Below are 19500 nucleotides of genomic sequence, written 5' to 3' on the forward strand. Positions count from 1 at the left end.
GTTGAGTTTTTGTGGTGGGAAGAAAGAACCTTTTTTCTAAAACAGATGTTAAAGAAGCATTTCAAGAAAAGAAAGAAGCCATCGTATATAACGGTATCGTTTCAAATCTATCAGATGATGGATTACCAATCTTGGTGCTATCTGAAGAAAACTTTGAACTGCCGATAACAGGTTATCAAAATCAAAACACTATTTTGATTCTTGATCATAAAGAGAAGATCAATATTAACGCTATTCCTGTAAAGCTAAGAAAGGGGAAGAAATCGCTAAACTGGTTCCATGAACATTATCATTTCTCTTCTAAGGACGCTGCTGTTTTACTTCGTGTGCTGTTGAAGGACTATCGAGAAGGTAACTTTAATAATTATAATAAGTTTTATGCATACGAATGGTTGTCTGTTTATCTCACTCAAAACAATGTCACACTGATCGAATTTTCACTCAATGATTATGACAGTATTCTTCAAGCTAAATTAGACAGTAAACTTTCTAGAGAGAGAATTGTTGCGATATCGAAACAGCTTAAAAATGCGATTAAGTTAATTCCACTAATATCGGACAGCGTAAAAGCTTCGATTCATTCATATATTATTACCAATGCTTTAGATAAACCTAAGGAAAGCCTTTCAGCGGAAGATCGCATAAAGAAAAGTAAATTGACTCATGACTATAGCGATTATGTGATGTTTCAGATTTATGCATATGTTAATGCATGTCTGTCAGAAATAAAGGAAGTTACAAATAGAGCAGATGAGCTACTGTATGGATTTGATGAACCTGACTTATTCACCCGTGAGGGATTAAAAAGGTATCGTGAATTAATAATCAATAATACTGCTGAGTCTCATGAGATAGCTTTTGAGATGGAGTTATTAGCTTATGTCAGGATTGAAAGTGCGCATAGCTTACTGATTAACGAACATCGACACAACTATGATATATCGAGCTTATCTAAAGATATATTGGCCTTCGAATATGAAAAAGCCTACAACAGTTTGCCATTAGATTTGAAAGAAAACCCTGATGTATCTTATTTATTAAACAACGTACTTCCAATTGCGATAGCTAATAATAAAGGGGCTAGAGATGGAATTAAATATTTTGGAGAAAAAAAAGCTTTTATAAAAATACACCAACTTTTGAATCGGCCTTTTCGAAATTGGTCTGAAGTTAAAAACTGGCATGAATCACTTGATGATTATAAAAACAGAATAGCAAATAAGTATTGTTGCAATTGGATATTTTATGGGAAACCAGACGATAAAAGTTACATTTTTAGCGGCAGACACAAAGGTATACATAATCTCTTATTAGGATTTACTACTCACTTCGACTACTTAATTATGCTTCTTCTGCTCTGTGAGTCAGGAAGAAACCGCGAAGTCGCATTAAATATTCCAGCATATGTAAACAACATATCAGTTTTAAAAATGTATGCACCGTTTGCTACTGAACCGTCTTGTTTGCTAACAGGCAAAAAAGTAAGAGGACATGTGAACCAAGGTGGAGCACAAGAGGAAAGTATTGAAATCCCAACTAATTCTGTTCTGTATGAATATTTAGAGCTATTTGAAAAAGCAAAAGCAAAATCGAACCCCAATAGGGAACTCTTTATAGGAAATGCTGATGAATTTCGGTCATCATGCATTGCATACGGAGAAAATTTTCGGATCAACTGTTACTTAAAAGATGAGAATGGCACATTACTAAATGAATTTGAGACAAGTAGGTTTAGAAAGGTATGGTCAGGTGAAATTCTTATTGAATATCTCGAAGGCATCAATACTAAAGATGATTTGATTAAAGCAATAGGAGAAGATCTAAGAAACACTATTCCTCTTACCTATTTACTTCAATCAAGTAAAACAGAAGGTATGCTTACCAGTGCCATAGTTGGTCTTCAACTAAAGTTCATCGAAAACTACCAGAAAATTGCAGCTCAACTTAAAACAAATGGCGAAACACCCAGCGGAGAAAGAGAGCAACGCTATTTATGTGATTGTTCGGACCCATACAATCCTGATCATAACGAAAGCTATAATACAGAATACTGCAATCAGTTTGATATGTGTTTAGGTTGTTCTAGAGCTGTTGTCTATGAAGAACACATTCCAAGAATAATTTATAGGTGCTTTCAATACGAGCAACTGTTGAAAAACAGCCCAGAACTATACAGCTCCCATTATGAAGTAAAACATAACCTTGCAAGGGAAGTCATCGAGCGATTTAAAAGCAAATCTAATAATGGGCAAGAAAAGCATAGCTTAGCTTTCAATCAAGCTGTACGGGCATGGGAAGACCCAGAAACACACCTTCTGCCACCAATTGTCCATCCAAAAATTAACATCGTAGAGATTAAATAATGCAAAATTTAGCAGAAGATATTTACTCAAGATCATCATTTTATACTTCCATAGACAATGAAGAGAAAGCGTTAATTGGTGTTAATCAATGGAAAGCGATCAAATCAATTGAAGAAAAATATGAGCAGTACCCCATGACTAGGTTTGGTGGTGTTAATTTTTCAGATGATATATGGGGTACTGATAGAGTCGGAAGCTATATCAACTGGGGGAAAATGATGCTTCCAGACAATAGCAATTATCCACTCATTTTATTTTTTAAGATCCTAATATATCAGAGGGTTCAAGTTTTAAAATATAGCTCTAGTGATGCTGCTAAAGGTCTAGGCGCTGTAGTTAGGGCTTGGAGCGCACTTCTCGGCAGAGAGCATATATTGTGTGGCAAGCTTAATCAGCCTCTTGTACCTTCTGAAGTTATCAGTTCCGAAAAGCTACACTCCCTATGTGTCGAGATGATATCTATTGAAAAAAATGTTTCTCAAGAATATTTTAGAATTTGGAGTTGGATTGCTTCAACTAGTAAGAAAATATTCAAAGAATTACCTTTTGCACTGTTTAATATCAAAGTTCCTTGGTCAAAGATAAAGTCCACGACTGGCGAAATATCACCTCTTCAAAAATATATTAATGAGTTAATTGGCAGTGAAGCTACCAGAATTTCAATTCGTTCATATGAAGCATACTCTAGCGAAACAGTAGCCAAAATTATTGATCGCGCTATACCGATATTCTCAGAGCATTCAAAATCATTCACCTGTATTTTTAGTGAGTTCGACAAAGCTTATAAAGAATCTCAAAAGCTAGATACTGCATTTTATCAGCTCAATCTTGAACATACTGCCAAATTAAGTAATACGTTAAATGAAAACGAGTCAGCAATCGCTTTATTTCCAGATCTATATGCCGAATATAAAGATTTAAAAGAAAGTGTTCCGAATAGCTATTGGTTTAATAACCTTCATCAAAGATGCTTGGCTGCATCAGTTTGGATCATTCTTTTTACAACTGGATTGCGCAACATTGACATCAGACTTTCGTTGCTGAGAGATTGTTGGGTAAAAGACCCTGATAGTGATCTTATACATTATATTATTACTGATATTCAAAAAGTGCGAAAGGAAGATTATCCAATACCCGCTCCACCTATAACCATTCAAGCTATTGAATTCCTTAATGCTATCAACTTCGCACCAGCAGAAGTAAATAATTTATTAGCAAGATTATTTATGAAGGGTAAATATTGGGAAATCAATCAAAGTTACATGTTAAACAGTATTCTTAAAAGCTTTACTGATTGTTTTGATATTGATTTATTAGATGAAGTCAATGCCGATAGTAACCAAGATGGGGTCTGTCATAGAGCCAGAGTAACCCTTGCACAATGGATTGGAACCAACTCACCATTAGCCGTATTAATTGTAAAAAGGCTGTTTGCTCACACCAATGAAATAATGCCTGATCATTACTTAAAAAATAACATGGAAGTAAAAAAAGAAAGACAAAACATCCAACAGGCAACTTACATTAACTTATCTGAAAATATGAGCGAGGCCATAGTAAAAGGAAAGTTTTCAGGGGGAGCTAAAGCTAGCTATCATGAGGGTGTTGAGATGATCAGGCAGAAGCTTCAACTAGAAAACCAATCGCTCGTTGGTGAGGAAATGCAAACAACCTTAAAGGAGCATATAAAAAATATTCTTATTGCAAGGATCAGAAATGGGGAAATGCTAGCAATGCAAACTCCCTTAGGCTTTATTTGCTTGCGCAATACGAAATCGACTAAACCAGCACCATGCGCAGCAAAGAAAGAGCAAATCAAAATGAAAGAATCTGATATTGACGTACGTTTTGCCAGAGCTTTACAAGCAAGCTACTTACCTAATCTAGATAACTGCCAAGGTTCTGATTGCCAGCATTCCTTTTTATTTGATAATCCAATGGCTCAGCTATTGCTTGAATCATTTAGATTTTACTGTAGTTACCTTAAAGGCGTTGGGCAATTCTCTACAAATAATTTAGATGCTGAAGCACAGCATTTTATTGATTTGTACTATCCACCGCTTCTAGAGGTTTACCCTGAAATTAAATCTGAAATGGAGGCTGTTTAATGGAAGAACAAAGCAACAAAAATAAGCCAAAAACAAATGAAGAAAGGCTGTTGAGATTAGAAACTGTTTTTGCTGAGCAGTCAGTTATTGCTATAAATAGCAACAAGATACGCGGAATAGCTACTATGAAAGTTATTTGTGATCTTGCAAATGTTGATACCAATTATGTTTATGGGCATATAGAGTGCCCTCCTGATATCGCAGCTCGATACAAAAGTTTTCATGATCGGGTTGTAGACTTTAATCAAAACTTTGTAAGCAATAAGAAAAAACTAAATGAGCACGCGGTTTCTGAAATTCAAAAGTATAAACAGTCTGTTGATCAAAACCATCAACTATTGAAAGATAAAACTGATTTGCAAGCTCAGCTTGAACGCTCTAAAGATAAAGTCTTAAAGCTCATGGCTGAGAAAACCCATCTACAGGCCATAGCAACAGAATCAAATATCATTTCAGAAAGAAACTTAGCTTCAATTTCAGATATTACGATAACTATAATCTCACCTGATTCGCTACTAGAACATGATGGCAAGTATAATTTCCATAATTCCAAAGCTAGAGATAAAGCATGGTCTACAGCTAGAGCGGAATTTGCACGACTCATGAAGAGAAAAGTGCCCCAGCGCGTCTACCTTTTGGTAGGCCCACCTTGTTCGGGAAAATCAACTTGGGCAAAAAAGAAGGACTTATATAAAGATAGACATGCCGTAATCATAGATGCCACAAACCTTACAGCAGGAGAAAGAGCAACTTGGATTATGCAATCTCAAAAAGCAAATGATGTGAAAATTTGTGTAGTTCGATTCTTAACTGATTATGTAACACTCGCAGCAAGAAACTTAAAAAGAAGCCATAAAAAAATAGATCCTGACATTCTTGAAAATAAATTTAATTCAGTTGAAGAAGTAGACCCTTCATTTGAAGAGATCGATGAGGTTATTTATGTGAGGGATGACAATGAATACTAAAGAGGTTTTATTACAAAAGTATACGGATAACGATAATCAACTAGGCAAACGAGAGCTAGGACAATTAAGAAGAATTCTATTAACAGAAGTTCTTGATAATATCATTTCGAATGATTGCCTGAATGCTGATAAATGGCTTGATAAAAAGAAGAGCAGATTAGATAAGAATAAATTAGCGTCCGCTGTTGGGTATGGCATAACACCAGACAACATAAGGCAGTCTTTTGTTAAGCAAGTCAAGGAAGCTGAGGAAGTACTACGGGTTGTAGGAAAAATCATTGCTAAACCTAAAACTAACTGCCAAATACACAACGAGAATTTAGAAGCTTTCACCTCTTTTTTAAAAGAAAGACTAGATGAAGATGGGTATTATTGGCCTAAAAATGCCAAGGGCTTTTTATACCGAAAAGCTATCTGGGCTTATTTTTTAGACATATCGCCTGAAGAAGTTAAGTACCTCCCTAGCTTTATTAGCTCTGATGCTGAATTAGCAGAAATGTTGTCCAACATAGATATTTTAATCGCAGAGGAGCAAGTTAAGTCAATTGACTATAAACGAGAATCAGCACTAGACGAGATGGAAGATACAATGACCAACAGGGCATTGTCTGCAATGCGTCTACAACTCAAAGAAAAAAGTGAAGAAGTTGTTTTATTGCGGGAAGAGCTAAAAGAAACAAAGCAAGAGTTGGCAGAGTTAAAACACCAACAAAAATCATTGTTGTCACAAGGTTTAACTGCATTCAAACAAGGAAGTGCGCATTAATGGAAGAAGTCATTTTCGCAGGTACAATATCTAATGTGCTCTACAGTCATGAAGACCAGCAAATCTTTAGGGTTCAAACTCAAAAAAAGGCTATTAAAGTTGTTTTAAGCCATTCTCACGCTCATTTTGAACAAGGTGAGCATGTTCAAGTCATTGGACAAATAGAGTTAAACTATAAGTATGGTGAGCAGGTAATTGCATCATCTGTAGAATTATGTGATGTAAGTAATGATTTAATTAAAAGTTTTCTTATTTCAACAAATGGAGTTGGTGAGAAGACAGCTAATAAATTAATTGTTAATTTAGGAAATGACCTTCTAAACCTAATCGAGAAAAGAGACATTTCAGCTATTGAAAAACAAGGAAACGTCTCAAAAAATATTGCTGAAGTAATATGTTTTAATTGGCATAAACAAGCAGGGAAAGTTGAGCTTATAAAGTTTATACGGGAGGTGTTAAAAGATATTTCTCAAAAGGAAATAAGTGCAATTATTAAAATTGCTAAAAAAGCATACTCCTTCTATAAAGACGAAACAGAAAACAAGCTTAGGGATGACCCATACAGAATATGGGCTTTCGGAACTTTTAAACAGGCAGAGCTATTTGCATCAGCACTGAAAATTAAAAGGGATGATAAGCGAAGGCTTTTATGTGCTGTTGAAGATGTCCTCTTCACCCATCTAAAAAAAGGCTCAACACAAACAAGTCCGCTAAACTTTTCTAAAGATCTAGAGAAATTAGTTGGTAAAGATCTTGTTATCAAGTCCATTGTATTAGCCCTCGATCAATCAAAGACACCTGACCCCAGAATTGTAGTTACTGAACCGCCAAATTTTAATGACCTTAGTGATACAGATCGCCTTTATAGCAGGATGTTTGCTTTGCCCTCAGCAGTTATCATGGAAAATTATGTTAGGGAGCAAATTAAAACCAGATTAATGCAAGGGATTTTAAATATCACTGTTTCTGAGAGCGAGTTAGAAGATTATACGATACCGGGAGGGCACAACCTTAGTCATCAGCAGAGAGAAGCTGTCAAAGTTGTTTTAAGCAATGCCGTTTCTTGCGTCTCAGGAGGAGCTGGCACTGGAAAAACATCAGTACTCTACTGTGCGCATAACCTAATAACAAACGCTGGTAATAGCGTTTTACAGGTCGCTTTAAGCGGCAAAGCTTCGAGAAGACTAGCTCAGCAGACAGAGCAAGATGCGATGACTATCGAAAAATTGCTTAAAACGATAGAATATAACCCAGACTACCTCAATCAATTTCAAACCCCTCTAGTGTTGATAGATGAAGCATCAATGGTAGATATACATTCAATGTATAGAATATTAAAAGTTTTAGAGAAGCGACCAGCTAGGTTGGTATTTGTTGGGGACTGGGCGCAATTATCGCCAGTCGGTCCGGGACTTGTTTACCACAAGTTAATGGAGTCAGAATTTGTACCTAAGGTGGAGTTAACTCAGAACTTCCGTTCAACAAAAAATATACTGGAAGCATCTGAGGCTATTAAAGCTGGCAAAACTTTTGAACACTCTAAAGAAGTAAATATTATTGAATGCAGATCACTAGATGAAATGGAAAAGCAATCAATTCGTCAATATGAGCTTCATTTAAGTGCTCAATCTATACATATCATAGCAGCGAGAACTAGAACTGTTGCAACTATTAACCTTCAGTTACATAGGCTAATAACAAAGAATCGAAAAATTGTAGCTTGTGCGCCACATTTTCGTGTTGGAGATTCTGTCGTTTACAAAGCGAATAACGAAGAGCTTGGCATAGTAAATGGTTCAACAGGCGTTGTGATTGGTGGTAATGATGAAATTATTGAAGTCGATTTTGATATTGAAGGTCTAGTTGTTATTCCCAAAGAGCAAGTCACAAATAGCCACGGTGGAGAATATCTTTTGCAACATGGTTACGCTCTTACTTGTCATGCTTCCCAAGGCTCAGAGTTTGATGTTGTCATTGTTGTTGTTGAGAATTTTGAATTGGTAGATCGGTCTTGGTTATACACCGCTATAACCAGAGCTAAAAGAAAAGTTATTGTTCTTACAATGCCAGAGTCCATAAACAATAGCCTTAAAAGGGGCTTTAACTATAAGCTGCGAGAAGTTGGTTTTGAGATATGAGTAACGTAGTAGATTTTCCGAAAAGTGACGATGATTCAGTTTTAAGAACAACTGACAAATACCTTTTGTCCGAAGTCACAGTAACAAAAAGAGCTGACTCTAAGTTTCCAATGGTTTTAATTAAAGACACTGGCCTCCTGCACGAACACGCAAATGAATTTTTGCTAATGCGCTTTAACCACCCTTCATTTATTGATGAAGAACTTGAAGAAATAACTAATACGACATTAAAAAACTATGCTGACCACATAAGGTATTGGCTTAATATATGTTCTCTATTGGATACTTCATATTTGAGTGCAAACTACGGATTTATGCTCTCTGTTCTAAAGACCATGAGAAAAGAGGGTACAGAGGAAGGTTCCATAAGTAACTATGTATCTACTTGGCGATTATTCTATAAATATCTAGATAAAATTAATGTTCCAAACCTTATGGATTTACCGAGCAAAGTCAGTACGAAAAGAATGCTGAGTGACGCAGAGCAAGAGGGAGACTTTCTCAACTACACTAAAGAAAGCACTGAAACAGAATACGAAAAAGATCCATTAATAGACGATAAACGAATAAAGAGAGTTAGCTCTTACAACTCTCAAGTACTAAATATTGAGCAAATGAGAGCACTCATTAGTGAGCTGAGAAAAATAGATGTCGTATACGCTGTTATGGCGAAAGTACAATTTGACACCTGCCTAAGACTCAATGAGTTAATCACATATTTCCCACATACGTCAAACACACTGAACCCTAAATTTATGTCTTGGGGAGAGATGTATACCAAAGACATAAGGCATCAAACCTTAAAATTCATAGGTAAAGGGCAAATTGAAAGGGAAATTGATGTTGATATTCAAACGATGAAATTAATATCTGATAAGTATTTAACTGCAAAGATGCCTAACTCTGACATTACTATTTATGCAGATAGGAAACTAAAATTTCAAACTACATACTTATCTACTAAAGCAGGTAAAGACAGTCGCTACAAGATAGACTCAGATATTCTCTGGATAAAGGAAGATGGAACGCCAATTTCAAAAAGCATGTACCAGAAAGCTTTTAGAGATGCACGAAAAGCACTCTACCAAAAAGAAATACTTCCTCTCAATATCAATGTTAGACCCCATGCCATGAGGCATACAGGAGCATCACTACGTTTAGTGAAGTACAGACAAGAAACAGGTATTGATATTCATATCGACAACGATGGTGACATCCACGCTTTCTTAAAAGGGCTGTTAGGACATGAAAAGTTATCAACTACTCATAAATACATCAGAACAGTACGAAACCAAGCATTCTCAAACTTAGCGCTGAAAACCATAATACGAAACGAAGATCTATGGGTGGACGAGATAGCGACAAACAGTACTTTACGAAAAGGTGTCGAATCAATAAAAGCACAAAAGTAGAAAGATGTTAAATAAGCGAAAAGCGCTTATTTAAGGCTGATTTATTTGCGATTACTAACCTTTTTAAACAATTTTAAAATCATTACACAAAATGATTTAACTAACATCTTTAATAAAAAGAACAAGTTACTTTCTTATTGCATATGTAATACATGATACGGTGCTCATTGTGTGTTATTTACTTTATTTTTCAAATAGTTACAATGTTTCAGATTAGTATTTATAAATTATAAGATAGATAAATGACTCAAGAGGTTAATGCAATAAATCAGTCACCTATTTCAGATATTGAACAGTTTAAGAAAGACTTGATAAATCAATATGAGCCTGACGATTCATCCGTTTCTCCCCTTGATTTAAAGATGCCGTCAAACGCTAGAGGATACTTAATCCTCGGCAATGCTTTAGGCTCTGGCGAACAGCTTTTAATAAATCAAATAATAAATAAAATTCCGCCTTTCTTGAAAGTTTTCATTTGCTATCAAAATGAATTTTTAGCTTGCTCTAGTTTTATTCGAGAAAATTACCCTAGTCCCATCGAACAGATGGTTTCAATAGATGAGTTAGTTAGTGTGGCTGGCGGTATCATAAATTTTGACTGGACAGAACCATCCAACCTTAAGAATTTATTGCACGAAGTCGGTTTAATGGGAGCAGATTGTATAGTGATTTTTGCTAGTGGTTCAAACGCAGGTTCAGAGGTGAAAAAACAAATAAAATTAGTCTCACATTTATGCCAAAAACTATTTGTTGCTGTGAACATCCATGATCGTGAATCATTTTATTCCGCAAAAAGACTAGCTAATGATCAAGAAATATCGAGATTAAGCTTTGGCTGTTGGCAAAAAATTGAATTAGACGAAGGCTATCAACATAACTTTAAAATTTTTTCAGCAAATGAATTCAATGAATATTTCGCAGGACGTTAGATGAACATATTATTTCTATGTACTGCTAATGTTCAGCGCAGTAAAACCGCTGAAGAACTTTTTCTAGCGATTGATAAGTCGAACAATTATAAATCAGCAGGTTTAAGTGAAAAATATGTAAGCAAGGTAGGCACAACTCTTTGTACTGAAGATATGCTGGATTGGGCTGACAAAATCTATGTCTTTGAGAAAAAACACATAGATAGAATCAGACAATATACTGGCGAAAAGCATCTCCATAAAATTTATAATCTGAATATTGAAGACAAATATCAGTATTTTCAAAGAGAATTAGTATTGCTGTTATTAGAAAATTTTCCCAAAAACAGTTGAATTAAAATCATTCGACTTGCTGATCAACAGAAAGAACTCAAAGAAAATTCTCGATAATATGATCTACATATTCTTGGTTAAACTCTTCAAAATCAACATCGTTACCCATATCAATAAGTTGTTCTCTAGTTGGGTAACGTAACGTTCTCAGATCCGTAGCGTTTACTTGGGTATGACCGTTCATTTGACGGAAATACTTATCTACTAGCGAGCTATTCAAAAATACCCAAAGACCTTTAGCTAGACCATCATGTAATGGTTCGCCTAATGCGTGAAAGTAGTTGGTTTTGTTTTCAAAACCTACGACTTCAACGTCTGCTACATCAGCCGTATAGATTGAAGCTACGATTCTACGTTTTTCTTCTTTCGCTGTTAATCTGCGTGTAAGAACATAAGTACCATTCTGAACCATCAGGTTAGCGGTACTTTCATTGTTCAGCAATGCATTTGGCTTTTTAGCATTTTCAATGGGCCATTCAATTGCACATTTTTGTAGATGTTGAGGAAAAATCAAAGGAACAGAACCATCAACAAAGTCAGTACTTAGATTTTCTCTAGTTCGGAAGTCTACAACTTTACCTGTACTTGCCTGAATACCAAGATCTTCAAGTGAACATGGCAAACTACCAGCTCTAGTCGCAACACTCTGTTCTTCATCATCAGTGATAATGTGAATAAATTTATCTGGATTACTTTCACTTACTACTTTGTTAAAAGGCACTTCATAAACAAACGGATTAGGATCTTCTGCACAAGAGCCTGAACTTACAATCACAGTATCTCGTTGTGGCTCGCCTTTCGTTAAGTGATACACAACATTCTCTTGAAGAACTTTATCTGCTTTGAACGCTGATTTACGACTATTAAAAACGTGTATTTTGTTTAGTGAGCAAGTTTCCAGTAGCATCTTACGGAAGTCATTGAAATAAGGGCCGTTACAGAATGAGCGTGGTGTGATCGCGACAAGCTCACCACCATCTTCTAGTAACATAATAGCTAGTCCTACGAATGCTGAGTATAAATTCCCTGTTTCAAAATCAACTTGCTTAAGAGCTTTACGCTCTTCGCCTTTTGCAGCAATTTTTAAATAAGGTGGATTTAGAATCGCTTTGTTGTAGTTTGGTGTGAACCCCTCACTAAGAAGTGTTTGCACAGAATGTTGAATAAAATCTTCTTCAATAACTGTTTGACCCCATTGAACATTATTCTCTGCACAAGTATTTGAACATTGATCTAAAGTATCACCCAAATAATGAGTCATTACGCTTGATAGTTCAAAACAAGTAGACTCAATACTTGTAGCACTACCTTTAACTCGCTCTACAAAAGCAGCCGTTAACGAGCCAACACCTGCACCAGCATCTAATAGACGATGTTCACCTTCAACATTTTCAAACATATCTGCAAGAAGCATAGATACGGAAGCTGAAGACATAAACTGTCCTAACTTACCTCTAAGTTTTTCGTCAAGGTTCCCATTTGCTTCAACTCGGTTTACATCAGCAATGTCATTTAAATTGAGGGGGAGTTTTTGAGCTAACTTAGTCATACTTGATCATTTATACAGTAATTCATTGATTAAGGAGTATCGCAAAAAACCTGAACAAAAGGAAGAAAAAAACCTGCACATAGGTTACATTGTGGAACCTATTAGTTGAATAGCTGAAAAATCAAAAAATGAGAGATAAAAAACTAGAACAAGCTAAAGAAATTCTCAAAGCCTTAGGCTTACCAAAACAGCAATGCAACGATAGATCTGCTTGGGTCTTTCTAGCTCTTGCTAATGTAAAACCAAATGACGATTGGAGTGTAGCAAATGCACCACTCCTGCCGACCGTTAATATTATGGATTTTATTCGCTCAGAGTATGGCAAAGATTACAAACCAAACTCTCGCGAAACGATTAGAAGACAAACGTTACACCAATTTGATCAAGCTCAGATTGTCGATAGAAATCGAGATAACCCTGCAAGAGCTACGAATAGCAAGGACAATAACTACTCATTAAATCAGCCTATCATCGAGATTCTACATGCTTATCCTAGTGGAAATTGGGAGGAATTAGTTCAAAAATTCCTTGATAAAGTTCCTACTCTACAAGCTATGTACGAGCGAACTATCAATAAAGAAAAAATTCCTGTTCATTTACCTAATGGTAATGAGATAAAACTATCACCGGGCGCTCACAATCAGCTTCACGCTGATATTGTTCACGAATTTTGCCCTAGATTTGTTGGTGAAGGTGGTAAAGTTCTTTATATCGGTGATACCGCAAGTAGCCGTGATGAAGGGGGGAAACATATGGTTTTAGAAACTGTGTATTTAGAATCACTTAAAGTTCCGCCAATGTCTCACGACAAACTACCAGACGTTGTTGTTTATGATGAGAAACGTCAATGGTTGTTTTTAATTGAAGCAGTAACAAGTCATGGACCTGTAAGCCCCAAAAGATGGATTGAATTAGAAGAAGCTCTTGAGGGGTGTACTGTTGGGCGAGTTTATGTCACCGCTTTTCCTCACAGAGCTGAGTTTCGGAAAAACGCTGCTGATATTGCGTGGGAGACAGAAGTTTGGATTGCTGATAATCCAGACCATATGATTCACTTCAATGGTGATCGATTTCTTGGTCCACACAATAACAAACCTGAAATTAGCTAATATCAGCTTGCCCTGAAACCATCACTTCAGGGCTTATGCCTATATAGCACGGAATGATTTTTAGTCATTTTATCTAGCTATGAGGTGTCTAGTAAACAAGTGACTGAATCGACCAGACTACTAATTTTGAGATTATAAGTTGTTGTTCATCAATTAAAGATAATTTAACTGATATTAAATGCATTGCATAAGCGATATAGCATTGAAAAAAATCATTTGTTTAGGTAGATTGATCGTTCCTCATCGCTCAAACAAGGAATAGATAATGAATAGCACATATTCTCAATCAAAAGCACAGGCTTTTAAAACAAATTCAAGAGCAGAGATTAACACTGTTATTGATGAATCAAGCTTTGTAGAACAATCGACTGTAGACTCCATAATGTCGAGAATTGATACAATAGATTTCACTCCTCATGGCTATAAGCTAGAAAAAGAGTACGGATGGTCTGTTAGCAAAATTAACTATACAATTAAGCTTTACAAAGAGTGGTTAGCTCTTCAAGCATTGTATGAAAACTTATCTTTTGCTCCTAGTGAGTTGGTAGATGAGTTCTGGCATGTTCATATATTAGATACCAGAAAGTATATGAATGACTGTAACCTGATCAAAGGTGAGTTTATTCATCACTACCCATATTTTGGCTTAACTGAGCAAGAAAATGAATCAGTTCTTGAATCTGGCTTTACCTTAACTAAGAAACTATACCTTCATCACTTTGGTCATTGTGAACTGGGCTTTGAGGGGAACTTAGCAGCTTCATGTGGTTGTCGTTCTGGCAATGGAAGTAGTTGTAGATAAATGGCGATATTAAAAATATCAGATGAACTTCAGGCAGAGTTAAAAACTCTCCTGAAATCATCACAATCCCCCGAAGAAACAATAGATATACTCAGCAAAAGCACTAAATTTTCAAATTTATTAACATCTTTAAAAAAAATCCTAAAAGAAGATAAATTTGTTCAATTTAGAGGCGGGGAGTTAAGCAATTACAATTTCTTCTTTACTGCTTTAGTAAATTGTTTTGGCGAGTATTATGGCGTAATAGAGCACACAGGGATCAAAATTGATTGTGATTATACAGGATGCTCTAGAAACCAATTAGTTTTGCATAATGATGATGCTATTGACATTGAACGACAACCACAATTTGGTTTTATACAAGTTATAAAGGAAGACCCTATTTTTAAGGTTCACAACGGAATAGTCCTCATCAGGGAATTGATTCGAGAGCTTAAGTTTAAAGATCCCGATTTGTTAAATTCATTACTAACAGTTCCTGTTCCTATGTGTTCTTACGGAATTAATTATGATGGTGAAAATAAAAAGAGGTTGGTGGTTAAAGAACCTATTTTATCTAAAGATAGCGATGGTTATAAAGTGAGATTCGATTTTGAAAGAATTAACTTTTATTACAAAGAGAAAAACGAAAAACAACCTTATGAAGAAAGCAAAATGATATTTGACTTCTTACAATATGCTAACGGCATAAAAAAGGCTCTTTTCTTAGAAGTTGGCGATATTTTAATACAAAACAATAAAGAAACTCTGCATGATAGAGATGAGTGCTCGATTGAACTAGGGACAAATGGAAAACTGAATAGTAGAGAAATACTAGTAAGTTTCGCTCGATAAGATATGGAAACTTTCAACATACCTAAATATATTAAGAATGATAAAAGCTTCCCGTTCTGGTATTCAATGCTCATTGAAGCGAAGAAGCTTATTAATTTCCATAAAGTAAATAATATATTAGATTTCGGCTCTGGCAACGGAAAATTTTTACATTTACTAAATCATTTTAAACCAGATTTAAATCTTACTGGTATAGAGATTGACGAAGATTTATTGCAACTTTGCTCAAATGAAGCCGAAGAAAATATGCTTTTTGAAAAGGAGGTAGATTTAGGTGGAACAAATTCGGAAAACTTCGATCTCATTTTTTCTCAAGAAGTAGTTTACACCCTACCAAACCTATTAGAACACGCTAAAACCACTTTTTCTGTATTAAGAGATGGAGGGTATTATATATTCACTATGGGATGTCACGTAAATAACCCAACATGGAAAAAAAGAAAGAAGGCCGTTCTATCTGAAGAGTCTTATCCTGCACATGACTATTCTGCCGAAGATATTGCATCTGCTTTTTTTAGAGTAGGTTATAGAGTTTCAGTTAAAAGGCTACCTGTACACTACCCTTTGAAATATGTACCGAATGAAAAAGGTGAGTTTAAAAGCATTAATGAGTTGTTAACTTCTACCGAGGAGCATAAATTACTTTTTGTGATGCTAAAACCTAGAAAATAGAATAAGGATGTCGCTTTGCAAGACCTAACTATAGTTAATGCCTATGAAAATAATCTAAAAAACATCAGTGCAAGTATTAAAGAGAATAGCATCACGGTTATAAATGGAATTAATGGTTCTGGTAAGTCAACTTTAGTCAAGTCAGTTGTATATGGGGCATACTTACGTCAGGAAAGACTTCAAAATAAAAGTACGGATTATGATCTTTTAGTTAGACCTAAATTCGATTCAATCGTTAATCCATATAAAACGATTTATATAGGCCAGAAATCACCAAAGCAAACAGAGAAATCTAATGTATCAACGATCTCCGGTGTTAATAACATATTGAAGACGCAATTGGTCAACAAAGGGGAGATATGGTGTAGTAAGTGTTCAATAAAAGTAAGTAACTTCGTATCTGAAGAAGTCATCAAGGCATTATTAAAAAAACATCCTAATGCAGAGCTAAGGTATAATTTAATAACTCATGAATATCCAAATGAAGTACATTTACGAGAGCAGCTTCAAAAGCTAAAGTCAAATAGCATATTAGTTGCAGGGCAAAGAGTTATTAGGGATGCAAGTTACATCCAAAAACTCAATGTTAATAAAAAGCTCACGATTGATTGCATAATTGATTTTGATAGCTTTAATTTTAGCCTCATAACTGAATTTAAAAAGCTGAAGCTATACTGCAAAGAGGAGTTGCTCTATAACTTTTCCAAACAGACATTTTGTGCTTGCCTTAAAGAGTATTACACTAAGCGACCACCATTATTTAGCACATCAACTTTAGGCGACTTTAATGGTTCTTGTCCCAAATGTGTTGGAAAAGGATATGTTACCAAAGTGGATTTCGACTCGTTGATAAATGAAAATCCGCTTGACTCAACCTTTTTGAATTTGCCGCACAATGGTACTGCATACAAATATTGTTATATCCAAGATTCAGACATTCGAAAAATAGTTAAAACATTTGGCTCTTCTCTTGATATCCCCTTCGCCAAATTAGAGAGGCCACTGCAAGAAGAGCTTAAGCGCTACATAGAACCCAAGCTCCTTAGTAAAGGAACTAATAGTAATATCTCAAATTACCTTATTAAGGGGAGATGCGATTGTTGTGAAGGTACAGGTTTTAATTACCAGTCACGAGCGGTAAATTATAAAGGACTTAACATAGCAGACATGCTATCAATGGATATTGATACACTAGCAAAAGCTCTTGAATTCAATCAACTTGAAGTCATCAACGAAAAGTTTAAGTTACTAGGTCTCCCGAAGTTTGAGCTAAGCAGGTGTTCAACAACTTTAAGCGGTGGAGAACTTCAAAGACTTAAACTTATTAAGTATTTGACAGATGAAATTGAAGACTCGCTAATTATAATTGATGAACCTTCAAAAGGGCTTAGTGTTAAAGATATATCAAACTTATTTATTGTCTTAAGAGGCTTAGCACAGAAGAATACTGTTTTGCTGGTTGATCACTCAGAGTATGTTATCAAAAACTCAGATTATAGCCTTACTTTAGGCCCATATAGTGGGGTTAATGGTGGTTATATCAGTGAAAGTTTACCTTCTTTCATAAACTTTCCTGAGCCTAATAAACAAAGCAGTAATGAAATATGTACATTTGAAGGGATTAACTATAATTTTGTAAAAAATCAAAACGTGAATATATTGCTAAACGGATTAAATGCAATTTTTGGTATATCTGGTAGTGGAAAAAGTAGTTTGGCAAAAGGTCTTTTTGATATTGTTCAGGATGAAAGCAAACATTTTCAACATAAAGCCTTACTTGAACAAACCGAAATTAGTGGAAATATTCGTTCTACCATAGCTTCTTATCTAAAGGTTTCCGAGCCTCTTAGGGCTATTTTTGCCAGTCAGCCTATTTCTTGCTCATTTTGTTTGAATAAGGAGCATTTTTCTTCAAATACTGAAGCTGGAATGTGTAAAATTTGTAATGGAACAGGTTTCGTTGACTCAGGGCGCTGTCAATCTTGCCTTGGTACTAAATTAATACCTCTAGCCAATTATGTTTACTTTGGAAATAACACTCTAAATGAATATCTGTCAATGACAGTTGTAGAGTTAAAGAATAGTCAAATTTATGTTGAGTTCGAAGAAGTAATTGAGCTGTTAATTAGTTTAGGGTTAGGCCACCTATCTTTGGGAAGAACTACTTCTACTTTAAGTGGAGGTGAATCTCAAAGATTAAAAATGGCTAAATATTTGATTGAAATGGCTACTGTTATTAATTCTAAAAATGATCATGTCTTAATGCTGTTGGATGAACCCATGAGGGGGTTAAGCGACCAAGATTCGTTACACATATTCTCAAAACTTAAATCACTAACTCATCTTAATAACACTATTTTAATTATCGAGCATAACCCCAAAGTAGTTCTGAGCTGCGACTATCTGATTGAGGTAGGCCCGAAAGCTGGTGAATTAGGTGGTAAAGTTATTTTTAACGATTACAGCACACAATATCATCTAGATGTTTCAAATGATTTCAGTTTTAATACTGTTACTTCACTAAAAAACTTGGATGTTAAGAAGTTTCATTTTAATGAAGAAGATTTAGCGTTTTTGGCACAAAAAGAGTTCAAAGGGAGCTTTAAAGTAAAGGATATTATAAATACCAAAATATTTTATGATAAACAAAGCCTCATTGAAGCTATTAACTTTGAAGCAGATAGTACATATTACTTCAATCCACTATACCCTCTGCTGCTAAACTCATCTTCTGTACCCTATAGTGAGCTTAAATCTCTCACAACTAATCTGGTTAAACTAGGGTTTGAAAGTTGTTTAGTAGATGGGGTCAGTCTACCTTTAAAAGAGCTACTACAAGTATCGTCTTCTAAAAACTTCTGGGATACATTTATCCCAACTAAAAGCTTAGAGTTAGCTTTTGAGCTTGGAGCTGGAATTATTATTCTAAAGAGAAATGGAGATATGACTCGTTACTCTTTGAGAGTTATTGACAATGAAAACCACGTAATAGGTTCAAGGTTAGACAAATTTGATGATGACTTCTTTAATCTATATTTTCACAAATGCCCACAGTGTTCTGGAAGTGGTAAGGTAGAAATAATTCAAAACTTAGAACTCGACACAACAAAGGCATATACAGACATCTCGTGTTACCCCACATTCTTGCGAAAGGATATGAAAAAGCTGTTTTTCCGACTAAAAGAGGCTTTAAACAAGTTGTCATCTGAGAAAATCTTTGATTCAAATATGTCGATTGACGAGCTATCAAAAGATGACCATAGGAAGATCTTGTTTGGAGTGTCTGGGTTATCATTTTTAAAAAATAGTGGCCGGAAAAGTGCAAAGGAAGATATGATCGAATGGGAAGGGCTTTATCAATTTATTTTAAGGAGACTTTCAAAGTTTAGTGCTCAAAACCGTAAGTTTATCGAACATAATATTACTACCAGTACTTGCCATCAGTGCAACGGCTCAAAATATAAAAAAGAGTTTAACTACTATATATGCAAAGGTAAGAATATTTGGGAGTGAAGAC

Annotated in this window: 14 protein-coding genes; 13 read left to right on the forward strand and 1 reads right to left on the reverse strand. The window is 35.2% G+C overall.

Annotated features, from left to right (window positions below):
• Window positions 1-11 precede the first annotated feature (11 nt).
• The 8 genes from QMA00_RS02870 to QMA00_RS02905 all read left to right on the forward strand — a co-directional run bounded on the left by QMA00_RS02870 (window position 12) and on the right by QMA00_RS02905 (window position 11017).
• The gene (locus tag QMA00_RS02870) at window positions 12-2363 is read left to right on the forward strand and encodes a hypothetical protein (RefSeq protein ID WP_290155913.1); all 2352 of its coding nucleotides are present in this window, start codon (window positions 12-14) and stop codon (window positions 2361-2363) included.
• The gene (locus QMA00_RS02875; RefSeq protein WP_290155915.1) at window positions 2363-4471 is read left to right on the forward strand and encodes a hypothetical protein; all 2109 of its coding nucleotides are present in this window, start codon (window positions 2363-2365) and stop codon (window positions 4469-4471) included. The genes QMA00_RS02870 and QMA00_RS02875 overlap by 1 nt, the downstream gene beginning before the upstream one ends.
• On the forward strand, window positions 4471-5439 hold the full coding sequence (locus QMA00_RS02880; RefSeq protein ID WP_290155917.1) for an AAA family ATPase: 969 nt from the start codon (window positions 4471-4473) through the stop codon (window positions 5437-5439). Before QMA00_RS02875 ends, QMA00_RS02880 begins: the two co-directional genes overlap by 1 nt.
• The gene (locus QMA00_RS02885; RefSeq protein WP_290155919.1) at window positions 5429-6205 is read left to right on the forward strand and encodes a hypothetical protein; all 777 of its coding nucleotides are present in this window, start codon (window positions 5429-5431) and stop codon (window positions 6203-6205) included. The genes QMA00_RS02880 and QMA00_RS02885 overlap by 11 nt, the downstream gene beginning before the upstream one ends.
• A complete protein-coding gene (locus tag QMA00_RS02890) occupies window positions 6205-8343 on the forward strand; it encodes an ATP-dependent RecD-like DNA helicase (RefSeq protein WP_290155921.1) in 2139 nt (712 codons plus the stop codon). Before QMA00_RS02885 ends, QMA00_RS02890 begins: the two co-directional genes overlap by 1 nt.
• Window positions 8340-9755, forward strand: a complete 1416-nt coding sequence (locus tag QMA00_RS02895) for a site-specific integrase (protein ID WP_290155923.1) — start codon at window positions 8340-8342, stop codon at window positions 9753-9755. The genes QMA00_RS02890 and QMA00_RS02895 overlap by 4 nt, the downstream gene beginning before the upstream one ends.
• Before the next feature lie 242 nt (window positions 9756-9997).
• Window positions 9998-10684, forward strand: coding sequence for a hypothetical protein (locus tag QMA00_RS02900; RefSeq protein WP_290155925.1), 687 nt, complete (start codon window positions 9998-10000; stop codon window positions 10682-10684).
• On the forward strand, window positions 10685-11017 hold the full coding sequence (locus QMA00_RS02905; RefSeq protein ID WP_290155927.1) for a hypothetical protein: 333 nt from the start codon (window positions 10685-10687) through the stop codon (window positions 11015-11017).
• Between the two features lie 37 nt (window positions 11018-11054).
• On the opposite strand, the gene QMA00_RS02910 is transcribed toward QMA00_RS02905, so the two are convergent.
• Window positions 11055-12566, reverse strand: coding sequence for an Eco57I restriction-modification methylase domain-containing protein (locus QMA00_RS02910; protein WP_290155929.1), 1512 nt, complete (start codon window positions 12564-12566; stop codon window positions 11055-11057).
• A gap of 128 nt (window positions 12567-12694) precedes the next feature.
• Between QMA00_RS02910 and QMA00_RS02915 the strand changes: the two genes are divergently transcribed.
• From QMA00_RS02915 to QMA00_RS02935, 5 genes are all read left to right on the forward strand, one after another.
• The gene (locus QMA00_RS02915; protein WP_290155931.1) at window positions 12695-13675 is read left to right on the forward strand and encodes a BsuBI/PstI family type II restriction endonuclease; all 981 of its coding nucleotides are present in this window, start codon (window positions 12695-12697) and stop codon (window positions 13673-13675) included.
• 265 nt (window positions 13676-13940) lie between these two features.
• Window positions 13941-14477 carry a hypothetical protein gene (locus QMA00_RS02920; RefSeq protein WP_290155933.1) on the forward strand — a complete coding sequence of 179 codons (537 nt, stop codon included), beginning with the start codon at window positions 13941-13943 and terminating at the stop codon, window positions 14475-14477.
• Window positions 14478-15311, forward strand: coding sequence for a TauD/TfdA family dioxygenase (locus QMA00_RS02925; RefSeq protein ID WP_290155935.1), 834 nt, complete (start codon window positions 14478-14480; stop codon window positions 15309-15311).
• A gap of 66 nt (window positions 15312-15377) precedes the next feature.
• A complete protein-coding gene (locus QMA00_RS02930) occupies window positions 15378-15983 on the forward strand; it encodes a methyltransferase domain-containing protein (RefSeq protein WP_290155937.1) in 606 nt (201 codons plus the stop codon).
• 15 nt (window positions 15984-15998) lie between these two features.
• On the forward strand, window positions 15999-19496 hold the full coding sequence (locus QMA00_RS02935) for an ATP-binding cassette domain-containing protein (RefSeq protein ID WP_290155939.1): 3498 nt from the start codon (window positions 15999-16001) through the stop codon (window positions 19494-19496).
• Window positions 19497-19500: the final 4 nt, after the last annotated feature.

It is taken from the genome of Pseudoalteromonas sp. APC 3694, from assembly GCF_030407565.1.
Lineage (GTDB): Bacteria > Pseudomonadota > Gammaproteobacteria > Enterobacterales > Alteromonadaceae > Pseudoalteromonas > Pseudoalteromonas tetraodonis.

Coding starts and splice junctions, on each gene's coding strand:
- QMA00_RS02920 (WP_290155933.1), top strand. CDS start 13,941: ATGAATAGCACATATTCTCAATCAAAAGCACAGGCTTTTAAAACAAAT.
- QMA00_RS02930 (WP_290155937.1), top strand. CDS start 15,378: ATGCTCATTGAAGCGAAGAAGCTTATTAATTTCCATAAAGTAAATAAT.
- QMA00_RS02895 (WP_290155923.1), top strand. CDS start 8,340: ATGAGTAACGTAGTAGATTTTCCGAAAAGTGACGATGATTCAGTTTTA.
- QMA00_RS02875 (WP_290155915.1), top strand. CDS start 2,363: ATGCAAAATTTAGCAGAAGATATTTACTCAAGATCATCATTTTATACT.
- QMA00_RS02905 (WP_290155927.1), top strand. CDS start 10,685: ATGAACATATTATTTCTATGTACTGCTAATGTTCAGCGCAGTAAAACC.
- QMA00_RS02925 (WP_290155935.1), top strand. CDS start 14,478: ATGGCGATATTAAAAATATCAGATGAACTTCAGGCAGAGTTAAAAACT.
- QMA00_RS02900 (WP_290155925.1), top strand. CDS start 9,998: ATGACTCAAGAGGTTAATGCAATAAATCAGTCACCTATTTCAGATATT.
- QMA00_RS02910 (WP_290155929.1), bottom strand. CDS start 12,566: ATGACTAAGTTAGCTCAAAAACTCCCCCTCAATTTAAATGACATTGCT.
- QMA00_RS02880 (WP_290155917.1), top strand. CDS start 4,471: ATGGAAGAACAAAGCAACAAAAATAAGCCAAAAACAAATGAAGAAAGG.
- QMA00_RS02885 (WP_290155919.1), top strand. CDS start 5,429: ATGAATACTAAAGAGGTTTTATTACAAAAGTATACGGATAACGATAAT.
- QMA00_RS02890 (WP_290155921.1), top strand. CDS start 6,205: ATGGAAGAAGTCATTTTCGCAGGTACAATATCTAATGTGCTCTACAGT.
- QMA00_RS02915 (WP_290155931.1), top strand. CDS start 12,695: ATGAGAGATAAAAAACTAGAACAAGCTAAAGAAATTCTCAAAGCCTTA.